At 36.3% G+C, this 14637-nt stretch carries 14 protein-coding genes and 1 tRNA gene; 5 read left to right on the top strand and 10 right to left on the bottom strand.

The window, feature by feature from the left end; genetic code table 11:
* The first annotated feature begins 16 nt into the window (after positions 1-16).
* Entirely contained in the window at positions 17-988 is a 972-nt protein-coding gene (locus DBR39_RS23675) for a LacI family DNA-binding transcriptional regulator (protein ID WP_124537129.1), read from the top strand.
* Between the two features lie 215 nt (positions 989-1203).
* Here the strand turns inward: DBR39_RS23675 and DBR39_RS23670 are convergent.
* Positions 1204-1276, bottom strand: a tRNA-Lys gene (locus DBR39_RS23670).
* 412 nt (positions 1277-1688) lie between these two features.
* Here DBR39_RS23670 and DBR39_RS23665 point away from each other — a divergent pair.
* The 3 genes from DBR39_RS23665 to ric are packed head-to-tail and all read left to right on the top strand — an operon-like array spanning position 1689 to position 3378.
* Entirely contained in the window at positions 1689-2120 is a 432-nt protein-coding gene (locus DBR39_RS23665; protein ID WP_124537128.1) for an RrF2 family transcriptional regulator, read from the top strand.
* Positions 2121-2175: 55 nt separating this feature from the next.
* Positions 2176-2628 (top strand): c-type cytochrome, encoded by a 453-nt coding sequence (locus DBR39_RS23660; protein ID WP_228447908.1) that lies wholly within the window; start codon positions 2176-2178, stop codon positions 2626-2628.
* Between the two features lie 24 nt (positions 2629-2652).
* A complete protein-coding gene (ric, locus tag DBR39_RS23655) occupies positions 2653-3378 on the top strand; it encodes an iron-sulfur cluster repair di-iron protein (protein ID WP_124537127.1) in 726 nt (241 codons plus the stop codon).
* Positions 3379-3464: 86 nt separating this feature from the next.
* Here the strand turns inward: ric and DBR39_RS23650 are convergent, their stop codons facing one another.
* The 9 genes from DBR39_RS23650 to DBR39_RS23610 all read right to left on the bottom strand — a co-directional run bounded on the left by DBR39_RS23650 (position 3465) and on the right by DBR39_RS23610 (position 13368).
* Positions 3465-6950 carry a DUF2723 domain-containing protein gene (locus DBR39_RS23650; RefSeq protein ID WP_124537126.1) on the bottom strand — a complete coding sequence of 1162 codons (3486 nt, stop codon included), beginning with the start codon at positions 6948-6950 and terminating at the stop codon, positions 3465-3467.
* A gap of 178 nt (positions 6951-7128) precedes the next feature.
* Positions 7129-7917 (bottom strand): SDR family oxidoreductase, encoded by a 789-nt coding sequence (locus tag DBR39_RS23645; RefSeq protein WP_124537125.1) that lies wholly within the window; start codon positions 7915-7917, stop codon positions 7129-7131.
* A gap of 185 nt (positions 7918-8102) precedes the next feature.
* Entirely contained in the window at positions 8103-8915 is an 813-nt protein-coding gene (locus DBR39_RS23640; RefSeq protein WP_124537124.1) for a hypothetical protein, read from the bottom strand.
* Positions 8916-9325: 410 nt separating this feature from the next.
* Entirely contained in the window at positions 9326-9715 is a 390-nt protein-coding gene (locus DBR39_RS23635; protein WP_124537123.1) for a RidA family protein, read from the bottom strand.
* Between the two features lie 100 nt (positions 9716-9815).
* A complete protein-coding gene (locus tag DBR39_RS23630; RefSeq protein ID WP_124537122.1) occupies positions 9816-10376 on the bottom strand; it encodes a Crp/Fnr family transcriptional regulator in 561 nt (186 codons plus the stop codon).
* Between the two features lie 274 nt (positions 10377-10650).
* The gene (locus DBR39_RS23625) at positions 10651-11370 is read right to left on the bottom strand and encodes an SMI1/KNR4 family protein (protein WP_124537121.1); all 720 of its coding nucleotides are present in this window, start codon (positions 11368-11370) and stop codon (positions 10651-10653) included.
* Positions 11371-11392: 22 nt separating this feature from the next.
* On the bottom strand, positions 11393-11884 hold the full coding sequence (locus tag DBR39_RS23620) for an SMI1/KNR4 family protein (RefSeq protein WP_124537120.1): 492 nt from the start codon (positions 11882-11884) through the stop codon (positions 11393-11395).
* A gap of 12 nt (positions 11885-11896) precedes the next feature.
* Complete coding sequence (locus DBR39_RS23615; RefSeq protein ID WP_124537119.1) at positions 11897-12499, bottom strand: TlpA family protein disulfide reductase; 603 nt, start codon at positions 12497-12499, stop codon at positions 11897-11899.
* Between the two features lie 161 nt (positions 12500-12660).
* Entirely contained in the window at positions 12661-13368 is a 708-nt protein-coding gene (locus tag DBR39_RS23610; RefSeq protein ID WP_124537118.1) for a DUF6796 family protein, read from the bottom strand.
* Between the two features lie 208 nt (positions 13369-13576).
* Between DBR39_RS23610 and DBR39_RS23605 the strand changes: the two genes are divergently transcribed.
* Positions 13577-14560 (top strand): helix-turn-helix transcriptional regulator, encoded by a 984-nt coding sequence (locus DBR39_RS23605; RefSeq protein WP_124537117.1) that lies wholly within the window; start codon positions 13577-13579, stop codon positions 14558-14560.
* Positions 14561-14637: the final 77 nt, after the last annotated feature.

Raw genomic sequence — 14637 nt, 5'->3', positions numbered from 1 at the left:
ACATTGAACCATCAGAATGAAAAGAACAACCTTAAAAGACCTTGCAAAGATGCTTAATATTAGTCCTTCAACAGTGTCCAGAGCATTGAAGGATCATCCTGATATCAGCAGTTCTGTCAAACTTAAGGTGAAGGAAGCGTCTGAAATGTTTAATTATATTCCCAATGATTTTGCGATCAGTTTTAGGAAAAAATCTTCTAAGGTAATTGGCCTTATTGTTCCGGAGATCTCCATGTTTTTTTTACCCTCTATTATTAATGGTATTTCATCGGTTCTGAATAAAGAAGGTTACCGTTTTTTTATATTATCATCGGATGATTCTTATGAAGCTGAGAAGGAACATATAGAAACCTGTATCAATTCAAGAGTAGATGGTATTCTCATTTCTTTTACAAAGGAAACAAAAGATGATGAGCATCTAAAGAAATTGAAGGAAATGGAAATCCCGGTCATTATTTTTGATAAAACCATTCCCCAAAGTAGTTTCGAATCTGTAATTTTTGATAATATAAAAACAACTGAACAATGTGCAGAAAAACTAATTGATCATGGCTGCAAAAATATACTGGCTATTTTTGGTGATGAAAATCTTGAAATCACACAAAGCAGACTCAAGTCTTTTGAAAAAAAAATCCAACAGTCTCCCTCTATCCGTATGGAGATTATATTTTGTAAATCGGCTGATATTGTAAAGCAGAAATTAGATCTATTATTAGATGATGATTCATTTGATGGTTTCTTTGCGATGAGTGATGAAACGCTGATGGGACTTCACAGCTCATTGATCAAAAGAAATCTTAACAATACCAATAAAAAAGTGATTGCTATAAGCGAAGGAACTCTTCCGAAATATCTGGATGAAACTTATGAATATCAAATCAATGATGCGTACAGAATGGGGACATTTGCGGCTACAAAATTAATGGATGCAATAAAAAAAGTAAATCCAGATTACCCAAAAGGTTTTGGCAATTGTTATTACTTATAGTCTTTGTTCTATTATTCATTATAAGATAAAAGCTAACCTCACGCAATAAAAGAAAAGTTTTGTATTCAATTTTTACCAAAAAAAATAGAATTTGATAAAAACAGTTTTTGAGTATCTAAAATCAAGAACATATCAGAACCTACACCATTGATCACTGATAAATAACCAATTGAAAACAAATAAAAAAAGACATTCTGAGAAGAATGTCTTTTTAGTGACCCGGCTGGGATTCGAACCCAGGACCCATACATTAAAAGTGTATTGCTCTACCAGCTGAGCTACCGAGTCGGCCACTTACTTTTTCAAGTAAATCCCTTTGTTTAAGGGACTGCAAAGATAGAAAAACGCTTCTTAAATCCAAATTTTTCTACGCTTTTTTATGATAAAATTTTCACTAAAAAAGTCAAACATCTGTTTATAAATAAATTACACTCACTATTTTTTTCAACAAAAATTACAGAAATAAAGGATATATGATTAAAAATCAAATTTTCGTTGATTCTCCTGTTTTGTAATTGCTTCATCAATCTATTATTTTAAGGATTAAAATTTTTGGATAAATACATTATTCTTCCGGCTACTCATAAGATAGCAGGATAAAATGGCTTTTCATGACCTTCGTCAGATTTAGAAAAAATAAAAGAGTTATTTGTCTTTTATTAAAAATCTCTTTGTACCTTTGTCTCATAAAATCAGAAAAATGTTTTCAAAAACCTGTGAATATGCCTTAAGAGCTTTAATCTACATTGCCCAGCAGTCTAAAAATGGCAGCAGGGTCGGGATTAAAGACATTGCAAAAAGCATTCATTCACCGGAACATTTCATCGCCAAAATTTTGCAGGATCTCAGCAGAAAAGGATTTGTACAATCTGCCAAAGGCCCGAACGGTGGTTTTTATATGGGTCAGAAAAACCTGAATAGCTCTATTGCGGATATCGTAAGAGAAATAGATGGAGATAAGCTGTTTTCCGGGTGTGGACTTGGACTTGACCAATGCTCAGAAATTCATCCATGTCCGCTTCATGATCAGTTTAAAAAAATCAGACAGGATCTGCGCATTATGCTGGAAACCTCTAAGATTCAAATGTTTGTTGATAATCTGGATTTAAAATTAACTCACCTGAAGGTTTAAAAAAAATTTAACTAAATAAAAGATAAAAAGATCTTTTAATATTAAATAAATCAATATGAAATTATATCTTAAAATACCCTACATGATGAAAACACAATTGCTAAAAACGCTCATTATTCTGGTACTGTCATTCGTTTTATTTTCCTGTTCCAAAACAGAAACCACTCCCATTCCGCAGCCTGATCCTACCGCTCAGCAGACAGCTCCACCCCCCGTAGAAGCTCCTCCGGCTCCTGTCACAATACCGAATCCAACTGGGGATAAAGGATTACAATTAATTCAGGAAACCGACTGTCTTACCTGCCATAAGGTGGATTCAAAATTAATCGGACCTTCTTACCAGGAAGTTGCTGCAAAATATACAGATGCAGATCTCGATATGCTGGCACAAAAAATCGTTGATGGAGGAAAAGGTAACTGGGGAGACATTTCGATGGCTCCTCACACAGGATTAAGTAAAGAAGACGCCAAGCTGATGGTAAAATATATCCTGTCACTCAAAAAGTAATCAAAAACAAAAAAGTATCATATTATGAACACAAGAACAGACTTTATAGGAAATATGGTGGCTGAAGATTTCAGAACAGCTGCTGTTTTTAAAAGACATGGCATTGATTTCTGCTGTAAAGGAGGAAGAACTATTGAAGAAGCCTGCAGCAATAAGAAACTTCCATCTGAAAAGATTTATGAAGAACTGGAAGCATTACCCAAAAATGAAGGGGCATCAATAGACTTCAACAGCTGGCCTTTGGATCTGCTGGCAGATTATATTGAGAAAACCCATCACCGCTATGTGGAAGAAAAAACTCCGGTTTTACAAGCTTTCCTTGAGAAACTATGCAAAGTTCATGGAGAGAGACATCCTGAACTGTTTGAAATCAATACTTTATTTAACGAATCAGCTCACGACCTGTCAGCTCATATGAAAAAAGAAGAACTCATCCTGTTTCCTTTTGTAAGAAATATGATGAAGGCAAAAATATCCGGTGGATCTCTGCAGCAACCCGTTTTTGGAACAGTGGAAAATCCTGTTCATATGATGCAGCACGACCATACAGTAGAAGGTGACCGTTTCAGAAAGATTGCAGAAATCACCCATGAATATCTTCCTCCATCAGACGCCTGCAACACGTATAAGGTTGCTTTTGCAATGCTTCAGGATTTTGAAAATGATTTGCATAAACATATTCATCTCGAAAATAATATTCTGTTTCCGAAAGCTATCCGACAGGAAAAAGAGTTCACTGCTGTCCTTTAAAAATAGATAACAAAAAAACAGGCTGTCTCAAAAGTCAAATAATTAAACATTATTTATATGAGACAGCCTGTTTTTTCACATATCGTTTACTGCGTTGCTTTCATCATGGCATTGGTTATTTCAATTTCTTTTTTCCTGGAATAAGCAGAGTCAAAAGGCTCCATAACATTGAATAAATATTGATAAAAAGGAGCAATCTGTCGGACATTTTCAGATTCCTTCATCGCTTTCTCTTTACCCATTTGCTGTAATCTGTTTACAAAAGCATTGAATTTTTTGTCGATCGGCGTAACAGATTTTAAAACATATGCATGTGCTTTTTCGTTCTGCCCCAAAGTTTTATAAGCATCCGTAACCGCCGAAACAACTAATGCATATTCCATTGGTTTTGACCTCATCGGTCTTTTGGACGCAGCCTTAAATGAAGGCGAAAGATTCTGATAGTAATCATATTCTTCAAATATTCCTTTCTTGAGAGTTTCTACCAGCTGAAGACCTTTCTGCTCCTGCCCCGCAACAATATATCCGGTTACCATTGAGCTTAATGAGCGTGGGTCGTTGTATTTCTCAACAGGAATTTCTTTTGCCGCAAGATCCAGTAATTCTAGGGCCTTAGCTTTCTGTCCGCTTACTACAAGTGCAGACACTGCTCTGCTTACGGACATCCTGTAGCCCAGAATATTTGAAGTAGCCGTTTCATCATAATGAATACTAAGGTCTTTAAAATTACCCCATCTGAAGTTTTTTACCACCTGATAAAGAGAATTGGCGTCTACCCTTCCTTTATCTCCATCCGGACTTTGGGGAGTATGAATAGGAACCAGCCTGTAACTGAAACCATCAAACTGCAGATATTCATCAAGATAAAAAATATTTTCACTGTCATACATTCCGCCTGATGAGAAATTTACAGGTCGTTTCCAGTCGAAATTGGCCAGCATGTCCAGCATCATCAGATTGCTTTTATAAAGGGTATTCGCCTCATAATTGATCATAATCTGATCCACCGCATTGGGAAGATCAGCCTTGTTAATGATTCCTGATTTTACAGCATTTTCCTTATTTACAGGAAGAATAAATTTACTTACCGGAAGAATATTGTACTTTTCATACTGCTTTTCGCCAAAATACATTTTCAATAGTTCATCCTTTGCGGATGATTTTAATTTTAGGAATTTGATAGCATCTTTCAACGTGAGGGAATCCTGAGTCAGATATTTTCTGAACTCCTGAAATTCTGTATCGGGGGCTCCCTGTTCTTTCAACATTTGGAAAAACCCTTCCCAGTCTTCTTTTTTCATCAGATATACCTGATCATTTACACCATCTCTGTATTCTTCATGGGTCAACTCTCCCGGAATTCCCATGGCATTGTATGTTCTTCTTTTTACCTGATCGATACTCCATGGTGTCGCCAAAAGAGTAAAGTTGACCGTTTTTACATCATCCCTGAATCTTTCCGTTTCCTGAATTGCCCATACCGGAAAAGTATCATTGTCACCATAAATGAAAATAATATCGTTTTTAGGCAGCGAACGTAAAAATGAATATGCATAATCACGGGCCGCCGTTTTTCTGCTTCTGTCATGTGAAGTATAATTCTGGAAGCCCATCATAAAAGGAATTCCTAATAATACAATTCCCAAAACAACAGGGGCTGTACTGGATTTAAGCTTAGATTGAATTGACCAAAGTATAGCGCCCGCTCCCAAACCGATCCAGATCGCAAAGGCATAGAATGACCCTACCATTGCATAGTCTCTTTCTCTTACTTCGAATGGCTTTACTCCGGTATAAAAGACAATTCCCATGCTTGTCAGAACAAACAATGAAAGGATGGCATAAAACCTTCCGAAATCTCTGTTTAGCTGGAAAAAGAAGCCAATCAAACCTAATATCAATGGAAGGAAAAAAAACTTTACGGTACTTTCGTTTTTAAATTTGGCAGGCATATGATCCTGATCACCCAACATTGCATTATCTATAAAAGAAAATCCTGAGATCCAGTTGCCATTGGTATTTTCCATATGTCCCTCAAGATCATTTTGTCTTCCAGCAAAATTCCACATCAGATATCTTACAAAATAGTATCCGTTCTGGAAAGAAATAAAATAATCCATATTTTGAGCGAAGGAAGGGCGTTTTACTTTGATAAGATCATAAGGTTTTACCTTCAGATAATCTTCTGCTGTGATAGAATCTCCTTCATATTTCGCTCTCAGCTCCTCAAAAATCCGTTTAGCCTCCGGATTGTCTGCTACCTCTGCATTGTCATAATTGAAGGTAAAATCCGGAGCTCCATACAAGGAAATATAATTGGCAGTCACCTCTTTATCTTCATTGAACATCCTCGGCATAAAACTGATATGGGATTTATTAAACACATAATTGAATCTTTCCCCGGTTTTTCTGTACGTTCCGGTTTTTTCATCTTTTTCGTAAATATCTCCAGTGACATCTCTTTTATAGCTTCCGTCTTCATCTTTTTCCAATCCATTTTTGTCAAGAAATGCCGTGTAGTTCTGTCCGTAAATGGTAGGCCAGTCTCCATACTGTACCCTGTTATAATAATCTCTCATTCCGATTGCCGTATCCGGGTCATTAAGATTCATCGGAGGATTGGCATTCGCTCTGATCGGAATCACCAGCCAGCATGAGAAACCAATAATCATGTATACAAGAGATAAAACGATAGTCTGGTAAAGCTTTCTTTTGGCTTTTCTGGCATATTTAATCAAAAGATAACTGATTACGGTCATGAGAACAAACGCAACAATCGTCCCTGAATGGAAAGGAAGCCTCAGTCCATTCACAAAGAAAATTTCAAGTTTCCCAAACAAAGTCATGATCAAAGGGAAAATAAATTTGAATACAAATGCAAGAATTCCCAATGTAACCAGATTGGCTATTATAAAACTCTTCCAGGAAAAAGTATAGTTTCTGGCGTAATACACCAGACATATAGCCGGAATTGCCAGCATACACATCATATGAACCCCTACAGAAAGACCTATTATAAAGAAAATAAGAATGATCCATCTTTCGCTGTCAGCTGCCTTATATTCGTTTTCCCATTTGGTAATAAGCCAGACCAGCAGTGCAATAAACAGAGAAGCCATCGCATACACCTCTCCTTCTACCGCCGAGAACCAGAAAGTATCTGAAAACGTAAAGCATAAAGCTCCGATTACTCCGGCAAAGAGTATTGAAATCTTCTGAGATCTGGTAAGGTCTTCAAAATCTTTATTTAAAAGCCGTCTTACAAAATGGGTAATCGTCCAGAACAGAAACAGAATGGTAAAAGCACTGAATACTGCTGACATCGCATTGATCACAATAGAATAATTTTCTGAATTTCCCAATGCAAAAATACTTGCCACCGCTCCCACAATCTGGAATAAAGCAGCTCCCGGAGCATGAGTTACTTCCAATTTTACGGCTGAAGATATATATTCCCCGCAATCCCAAAAACTCAGGGAATGTTCTATAGTTGAGAGATACGTGATAAGCGCAACAGCGAAAAGGAACCATCCCACTACGGTGTTCCATTTTTTAAAAGACCAGTTTTTCATATATTATTTTCCAATATCTATATGACAACTGAAAAAAAGGGTTTATTACATGAAAGTTGAAAATATTATTTAGAATAAAAATATTCAGATGATAAAATCCAAAAAACAGCAAAAGCTTTAACTCAATTCAATAAGTTTACAATGATAACTGTATAAATAGATTAGGGGTCTGAAAATTTTAATAGGTATTATTCAAACCTCCATCCAAAGGGATACTTGTTCCGGTAAGATAAGCGGCATATTCTGATGCCAGGAAAGCAACCAGATGGCCATATTCCTCAGGCTGTCCGAATCTTTTCATTGGAATTTTATTTTCTCTCGCTTTTTTTATTTCTTCTGCAGGAGTACCGGTCTGCTGCGCTTCATGGGTAACGAGTTTTTGAATTCGCTCGGTATCAAAATACCCCGTTAAAACATTATTTATAGTGATATTATGCTGTGCAACTTCATTAGAAAGGGTCTTTGCCCAGGCGATTACTGCAGAACGGATAGAATTGGAAAGAGCCAGATTGGCGATCGGTTCTTTTACCGATAGTGAAGAAACATTGATGATACGTCCGTTTCTCTGTTTGATCATATGAGGCAGAGCCAGTAATGTTGTTTCGCAAACCGTTTTAAAAAGAAGATCAAATGCCTTCTGGTAATCCTCTGCATTTTTATCAAAAGCCAAACCAGGTTCCGGACCGTTTGTATTGTTAACCAGAATATCTACCGAATGAGTATTAAAATATCCTGCAATAATTTTTTTATAGCTTTCAACATCCGAAAAGTCAGCCACCAGATACTCATGTTTCTGATCATAATTGATTATTGGGAGTGAAGAAACAAAATCTTTAAGTTTTGTTTCATTACGGGCCATAACGGTAACATTGGCTCCGCATTTTGCTAATTCTGTGGCAATTCCGGCACCGATTCCCTGTGTAGCCCCACCTACTAAAGCATTTTTTGAAAAAAGTTGAATATTCATCTTGATAATGAGTATTGATTAATCTATATAAATGTATGAAAAGCTTTACTTCTAAAAAAATCTGTTTACAATAATCCTTATCCTACTTTCTCAATACAACAAAGCACCAGTAAAAACCAGTGCTTTAGTATTTGTGTCAATAGAATCTTTTTTGATTGATTAATGCCTTGGGAACATGTATAGGATTAATCTCCAATTCGGAAAACAAGCATCTGGGTAGACGTTGCTCCCAGGTTCATTCCTGCACCTGAACAGTTACCTGACTGACCTCTACCGAGGTTAATCTGCCAGGTTCTGTTGGCCGGAACTGTAGTTGCATAAGTAATTGTTCCTCCATGATTGGAAAGTGCTCCTTGCGAATGTGCTGCGGTGCTGTGAACCCTGGAAGTTGTAGCATTCAAAGGAAAATCTACAAAATAAGAACTAACTGTACATGCTGCAGCATTATGTACCGCTTCATAAACAAATGTAATCTGATACGTTCCCGCAGGAAAAGTGATTGTACTTGTACCTGCATTATAAGTCAATCCTACAATAGAATTTTTTATAATAGTCATAGGTACTGCCAGTGATCCTCCTGCGGCCTGAGCCTGTAAAAAGTCAGTTTGGCCCGTTTCCAGCCGGAAAACCGCGGGACTAGGAATAGATAAGGCTCCTAATGTACCAATGTTCTTTACAACACCATTAGCATCAATCACCAACAGAGGGTCTGTGGTAGTATTTCCCATTCCAACTCCCTGCAGACGCAGCGGATCTGTTCCATTGATATGGAGCTTATTGGTAGGAACTGTAGTCCCTATTCCCATATTTCCTGCAACAGTAACAGCCACATCATTGGCTTGTTGTGCTACAGATGGGATTCCCGTAGTGGGATTATCCTTAGCACCATCAATATTAAAAACTCCTTGCGGGTTAGTAGTGTTAATACCTACCTGTGCATTTAGAAAAATAAAATTACTTGTCAAAAGAAGTAAAAAATAGACGAGTTTACGTTTCATAATAAATTCTTTTTTTAGTTAATATTTAAAAATTTTCTGGTGATATGAAGGTGTTTGTTTCGTTATGAATATAAATTCAATTAAAATAATCACCTTATATTCAATCAAATATAACAAATTCCACACAATGGTGAAAATTTAAAATGAAAAATAATTATTTATTTTTTTTCATAACACAAACTATTACAATAAATTATTGAAATATATTTAATATAATATTCGTTTTGTTGAATATATTTCATCGTTAAAATTACCACTGTATTCTGAAAGAAATGACATCTCCTACACCAGAACAAAACCCATCATTATTAGTGAAATTGCGTGTTCAGAGATCTTTATATTAAGCCTTTTGAAAGAAAAAGACCTTCAAAAATTGATTTGAAGGTCTTTTTTTAATTTATATTTCTCATTTATTTTACCACTGTCGCTTCGAGCTCAACTTTTAATGTTTCAAATAAGCCTTTTACTTCCAGCATTGTTACAGCCTGCTGAATCTTATGCTTAGCGATCCACTCCTGAAGAATGGGGAAATAGGGCCAAAGTTCTTCTGTAGAGGTTGTATAGATATTTAATCGGACAATGCTCTTACACTCATATCCTGCTGAATTGATTAGTTCTTCCAGATTAGAAATAGCCTGTTCCAACTGGGATTTCATATCCTTATCACTGGATGTTCCGTCAGAATCAATAGCAGCCTGCCCTGAACAGTATAAAGTACTTTCAACATCTTTTACTTCTACAGCCTGAGAATAGCTTCTCTCGTCCTGCCATTTCCATGGATTAATTATTCTTTTTTCCATTGTATTGAATTTGTTATAGGTTTACAGTGCAAAATTGCAGAATACATATAGCAAATCCCTGTGATCCGGATCACGAATATGGTGTGAGTGCAGTCACATTTTACAATGACAGACGGCTTAAAGTTTCTCTGGATACTCCCAGATATGCTGCCAAAAGAGATTTCGGAACCCGCTGAACTAAAGAAGGGTATTTTTTCAAAAGCTGGTCATAACGGTCTTTGATACCTGTTGTCATCATTGAAATAGTACGCTGCTGCGCTGTAATAAATCCCATATATGCTTTCTCAAGGAAGAAATGTTCAAGTTTTGGAAGCTGGGTACAGAGCTTTTTATAATCGTTTAACGTAAGACACCATACTTCTGTATCTTCAAGACATTCCAGAGACATCGTTGCCAGAGTCTGCTGATAGTAAGCCGGAAAATCGGTTTCCCACCAATCTTCCATGGCAAATCCGATAATATGTTCTTTTCCTGTTTCATCAGAATACACCAATTTCAACAGACCTTTCAATACAAAATAATTGTAGGGTACAGCTTCTCCTTCCTGCACCAAAAACTGATGTTTCTTATATTTTTTATAGGTAAAGCAGGATGATATGAATTCAAATTCGCTATCATTTAGAGGGATTATTTTTTCGATGTGAGTCCTTAGCTGCTCCATATTCTATTTATTTCTTATGGTATAAATTTACTGTTTTTTCAAAGCAGAAATCCCTATAGTAATGAGAAATCCATCCATAAAAAAGCCTGCAATCTTTCATTTGCAGGCTTTTTATTTTTAAAACTGTTTAAACTTTTTTATTAAACCACAAAAGGCACAAAAGATTGGGAGCTTATGTGGACTTATTCTGTATTATTTTAAACTGTCTAAAGTGTTTTAAAAAAAACTTTTGTGACTTTTGTGGTTCGTTTAAACAGACTTTTTATATAAAGACTCATTTTATTTCTTTTGTATAATTGAACTTTGTGTTCAGTCTGTCAAAAGCAATCTCCTTTTTCAGGATTTCTTCCATTTCATCAAACGTAATGAGCCCTTCTGTTTCAAATGTATTGCCAGCGGGTACTTTGTAGGTGTATTCAAAAATATCTCTCTGATAAATTTCATTCAGAATATCAATGTGCTTGGGTACTAAATACGGTTCATGCGTTTTTAACTGGTTGAGCAGGTTTTGTTTCAGATCCCCTTCATTTTCTTCATAAAACATAGAGTCTTCATCTATTTCTACGACCGCTTCAAGGAGCTGGCGAAAGATAAAGTCCTGGAAATTTTTAGCCAATATCTCAGCTTCCTCATCATCATGGGGTATAAAAGTAACCGGAACATCATCTCCATTTTCAAGATCAAACTGAAAAGCATACAGATCCCCTGCCCCATTTTTAGCAAACGGAACAAACCTGTACCCGGCATGAATGTTTCTATAATCATCTTCCTCAGACATTTCATGAATGGAAGCACTGATGGACTGCTCATCATTCCAGATCTCAATATCATACCCGAATAACAGCAAAGGTGGATTCTCTTTCAGTTTTGGAAAGATCGTCTGATACCAATCAGCACCGGATTCTCCCCAATCCAGCATACCGGCTTCTGATAGTCTTCTGTAGACTTCAGGATAGTGGAAATTATATTTTTGTTCTAAGTTTTTTAAAATCATATTTTTTGTGATATAAATAGGGTTACAATATAAATGGGTACTTGTCACTTAATGTTGGGTGGATCCTATTCAGGATTTGAAAAAACTCCTGTTTAATGGATTTTGGGATGTTATCATATTCATCATAATAGACATCCAGCTGACCCACGATGAATGCCATTTGCAGCCATTCTTCAAAATTAATATTCATAGGCTCCAGCTTTTCATCATAGTCATGGTCATAGAAGAAAACCTGATCCTCTGTATTAAAAAACCATCGGTCACCCTGTCCGTTAGAAGCGAAACACCAATAATTGGGCAGAACAAATTCTTTATTTTCGTTGACTGCATCCACTGAGTTATACAGGATTGTTTCGGACGAAATTTCTTTTGTATTCATTTGGGTAACCCAATCCTTATATCGCTCGGAGAAAGGAAATGTTATGGTCTTTGGAAAATTCTGCAGGGGTGTTTTTTCTTTCAGTATTTTGGAGAAAATTTCTTCAAGAGTTAATAAGGTAAAGGAGCTCATCATTAAACTTAAAAATTATGGTTTTTGCTTCAGCAGTTCATCAATCTCTCTGTAAAATGAATCTTTGCTGTAATCTGCCAATCCTTTATGATGCAGGCGAATCTCTCCTTTTTTGTCAATCACGACTGTTGTGGGTAAAGAACCACTGTAAAGCACAGCAGGAATATTGCCGGCAGGCACCAGAAAAGGAACTGTAAATCCTTTTTCTTTTAAATAAGATCTTCCAAGAGCCGCATTATCATCAAGGTTTACGGTAAGAAATACCATATCCGGATTCGTTTTATATTGATCATAAAGTTTCTGAACAGACGGAAACTCAGCTCTGCAGGGAGGGCACCATGATGCCCAAAAATTGATAAAGACCACTTTATTGTGTAAAGCAGAGATATCAATAATCTTCCCGTTTTCATCTTTCAGCATAAACCCTGCGTAGGTAAATCTTTTTGAGGTATCCTGCTTTTCTTTTGGTTCTGATATGCTGGAATTGAGGATTCCGGTGGAAGCAACCTGTCTCATCAGCCATGCCTTTGCATCCTTATTTACCAATACGATAATGAATAAAACCATCAGTATAACGGTGGAACCATTCTTTCTTATCCATGTTTTTAGATTTCCCATATTCTTCTGCGTAATTCTTAAGCCAATATAAGGTTAATATTCCGTTCGAAGGTTCAAAAGAATAATTTTATAAAGCAAAAAAGCCTTTAAATCCTAAGACTTAAAGACTTCTCACTGCACTTTAATAGTAAGTTATTCTCATGGTAAAGTTCTTTTAAGAATCATCTGTTATCCAGCAGTTTTTTTCTGAAAATGAGTAACAATGAGCTGAAAAATATCAAATATGCAATATTGAATATTGCCCCTCCAACCCATCCTGAATAAGGAAGTGGCAAAAGGCCTTTTACAGGAATGATCAACAGCGTTAAAACAAATGGTGTCAATAAAGCCATCCATTTTGGAAGCAAAGTTTTGTTGAGAAGTATGCAGACCGCCAATGAAATCCACCCGATTGCCAGAACACCAATGGCCATTCCCCAGGCAATATTCAGCATTTTCATGAAACCTCTTCCTGTCTCCAAAAGATAAGCATGAGAAACCGGATCTGTGTGGTAAACTGCTTTATAGATTTCCCCAACATAGAAGAATCCGGCGTGGCCTAAAGGAGATAAAACCGCGCCGGCCATTAAAACCCAATAGACAAAAACAGCATACCATTTCTGGGTATCTTTAAAAAACTGATACACCAGCCAGGTTGCAGGAAGCAGCAAGGGACCTGTAAGGGCACCAAACATCAATCTTGAAGTAGATCCTTCCAACATTAAAGTGGCAAATTCAACGTTTACCTGTTCTGCATACGTTTTTGAAAACAATGGATAATCTGCAGGGTTGGGATCAAATCCGGCTACAAAAATATCACCTATCAGCCAGCATATTGATACAGCTATTGCCGCTGCAAAAGACCATTTTACTTTACTTGAATATTTCATATTTTTTAAATAATTAATTTTTAACACACTTTAAACACACCTATTTCATTTTACTTTTCCGTGTGTGGGGAATAACAAATCTGATTATTAAGAATGATTCTAAATAAACATTATCTTTGTACAAAAGTATCTTATCCATTCAACAGTGGAGGTACGCAAAACGGAATAAAAAGTCCGTCATAAGGAAATTCTAACAAAAGGAAACGAAATGACAGTACGGCTATACAATGAAACGCTTGGGGAAATGCTTATGGAGAAAGATTATCCTGATATTTATTTCTCAGATAATGTTGATATTCAGGAATATATTACACAGCTCAGCCCTCCTTATGGACATGGTTTTTATCACGAAATATGCTTTACGAATGTTCATATCAGTTTTGGAAATATTTCATTGGCGAACCAGCTTCAGCTGTATCTTGAAAGCGATGCAGATACCGTAGAAATGCACTTTGCCCTTAAGGGAAAAAGTAAGGCTATTTCGAGAAACTTCGAGAAAACGGTAGAATTTGACAGCTACCAGCACAATATTATTTATGCCCATCATATGGAAGGTAAGATGGAATTCAACGGTCCGGAAATGCATCTTTTAGAAATCAACCTGGCCCCGGAATTCTTTAAAAAATTTCTCCCCGAACACTTTGGACTCTTTGATCTGTTCAGAAACTCGATTGATAAACAAAACTCATCCCTCATTCAGCCGAATCATAACTATATCACCTTGGAAATGTACCAGATTCTGAATGATCTTATGCATTGTGACAGAAAAGGGATTTTTAAAAGGATATATCTTGAGGCTAAAATAAGCGAACTGCTTTTGCTTCAGCTGGAACAGCTTTTTCACAAAACACCTTCTGCTTACAGCCTGTCCAAAAAAGATGAAGAAAAGATATATGCTGTAAGAGATTATATTGCGCATAATCTGCAGGCTACCGCTTCTCTTAATGAACTTGCCCATCTGGTGGGAACCAATGAATTTACTCTAAAAAAAGGATTTAAAGAACTGTTTGGAACTACTGTTTTCGGATTCTGGAATGATACTAAAATGGAACTGGCGAAAAAAATGCTTCTCGAAAGTGATATGAATATTAATGAGATTTCGGATGTGATTGGCTATAAAAATCCCAGACATTTCTCCGCAGCTTTTAAAAGAAAGTTTAATATATTACCCAGCAAAGTTGGGTACAGATAATTGAGTTTTTTATGATTAAAAAATATTCTGATTGTAAAAAGGGGAATCAACTTTATTACTCACTATGCAATATTTTA

Origin of the sequence: Chryseobacterium sp. KBW03 (genome assembly GCF_003852415.1) — a bacterium.
GTDB classification, from domain to species: Bacteria; Bacteroidota; Bacteroidia; order Flavobacteriales; family Weeksellaceae; genus Chryseobacterium; species Chryseobacterium viscerum.
This window is presented reverse-complemented; position numbering and strand designations above follow the sequence as displayed.

What these genes read in the sequence shown, in the direction of transcription:
- DBR39_RS23650 (WP_124537126.1), bottom strand. Translation starts at nt 6,950, where the DNA reads ATGAAAAACTGGTCTTTTAAAAAATGGAACACCGTAGTGGGATGGTTC.
- DBR39_RS23615 (WP_124537119.1), bottom strand. Translation starts at nt 12,499, where the DNA reads ATGGGAAATCTAAAAACATGGATAAGAAAGAATGGTTCCACCGTTATA.
- DBR39_RS23605 (WP_124537117.1), top strand. Translation starts at nt 13,577, where the DNA reads ATGACAGTACGGCTATACAATGAAACGCTTGGGGAAATGCTTATGGAG.
- DBR39_RS23665 (WP_124537128.1), top strand. Translation starts at nt 1,689, where the DNA reads ATGTTTTCAAAAACCTGTGAATATGCCTTAAGAGCTTTAATCTACATT.
- DBR39_RS23645 (WP_124537125.1), bottom strand. Translation starts at nt 7,917, where the DNA reads ATGAATATTCAACTTTTTTCAAAAAATGCTTTAGTAGGTGGGGCTACA.
- DBR39_RS23620 (WP_124537120.1), bottom strand. Translation starts at nt 11,884, where the DNA reads ATGATGAGCTCCTTTACCTTATTAACTCTTGAAGAAATTTTCTCCAAA.
- DBR39_RS23660 (WP_228447908.1), top strand. Translation starts at nt 2,176, where the DNA reads ATGAAATTATATCTTAAAATACCCTACATGATGAAAACACAATTGCTA.
- DBR39_RS23625 (WP_124537121.1), bottom strand. Translation starts at nt 11,370, where the DNA reads ATGATTTTAAAAAACTTAGAACAAAAATATAATTTCCACTATCCTGAA.
- DBR39_RS23635 (WP_124537123.1), bottom strand. Translation starts at nt 9,715, where the DNA reads ATGGAAAAAAGAATAATTAATCCATGGAAATGGCAGGACGAGAGAAGC.
- DBR39_RS23630 (WP_124537122.1), bottom strand. Translation starts at nt 10,376, where the DNA reads ATGGAGCAGCTAAGGACTCACATCGAAAAAATAATCCCTCTAAATGAT.
- DBR39_RS23675 (WP_124537129.1), top strand. Translation starts at nt 17, where the DNA reads ATGAAAAGAACAACCTTAAAAGACCTTGCAAAGATGCTTAATATTAGT.
- ric (WP_124537127.1), top strand. Translation starts at nt 2,653, where the DNA reads ATGAACACAAGAACAGACTTTATAGGAAATATGGTGGCTGAAGATTTC.
- DBR39_RS23640 (WP_124537124.1), bottom strand. Translation starts at nt 8,915, where the DNA reads ATGAAACGTAAACTCGTCTATTTTTTACTTCTTTTGACAAGTAATTTT.
- DBR39_RS23610 (WP_124537118.1), bottom strand. Translation starts at nt 13,368, where the DNA reads ATGAAATATTCAAGTAAAGTAAAATGGTCTTTTGCAGCGGCAATAGCT.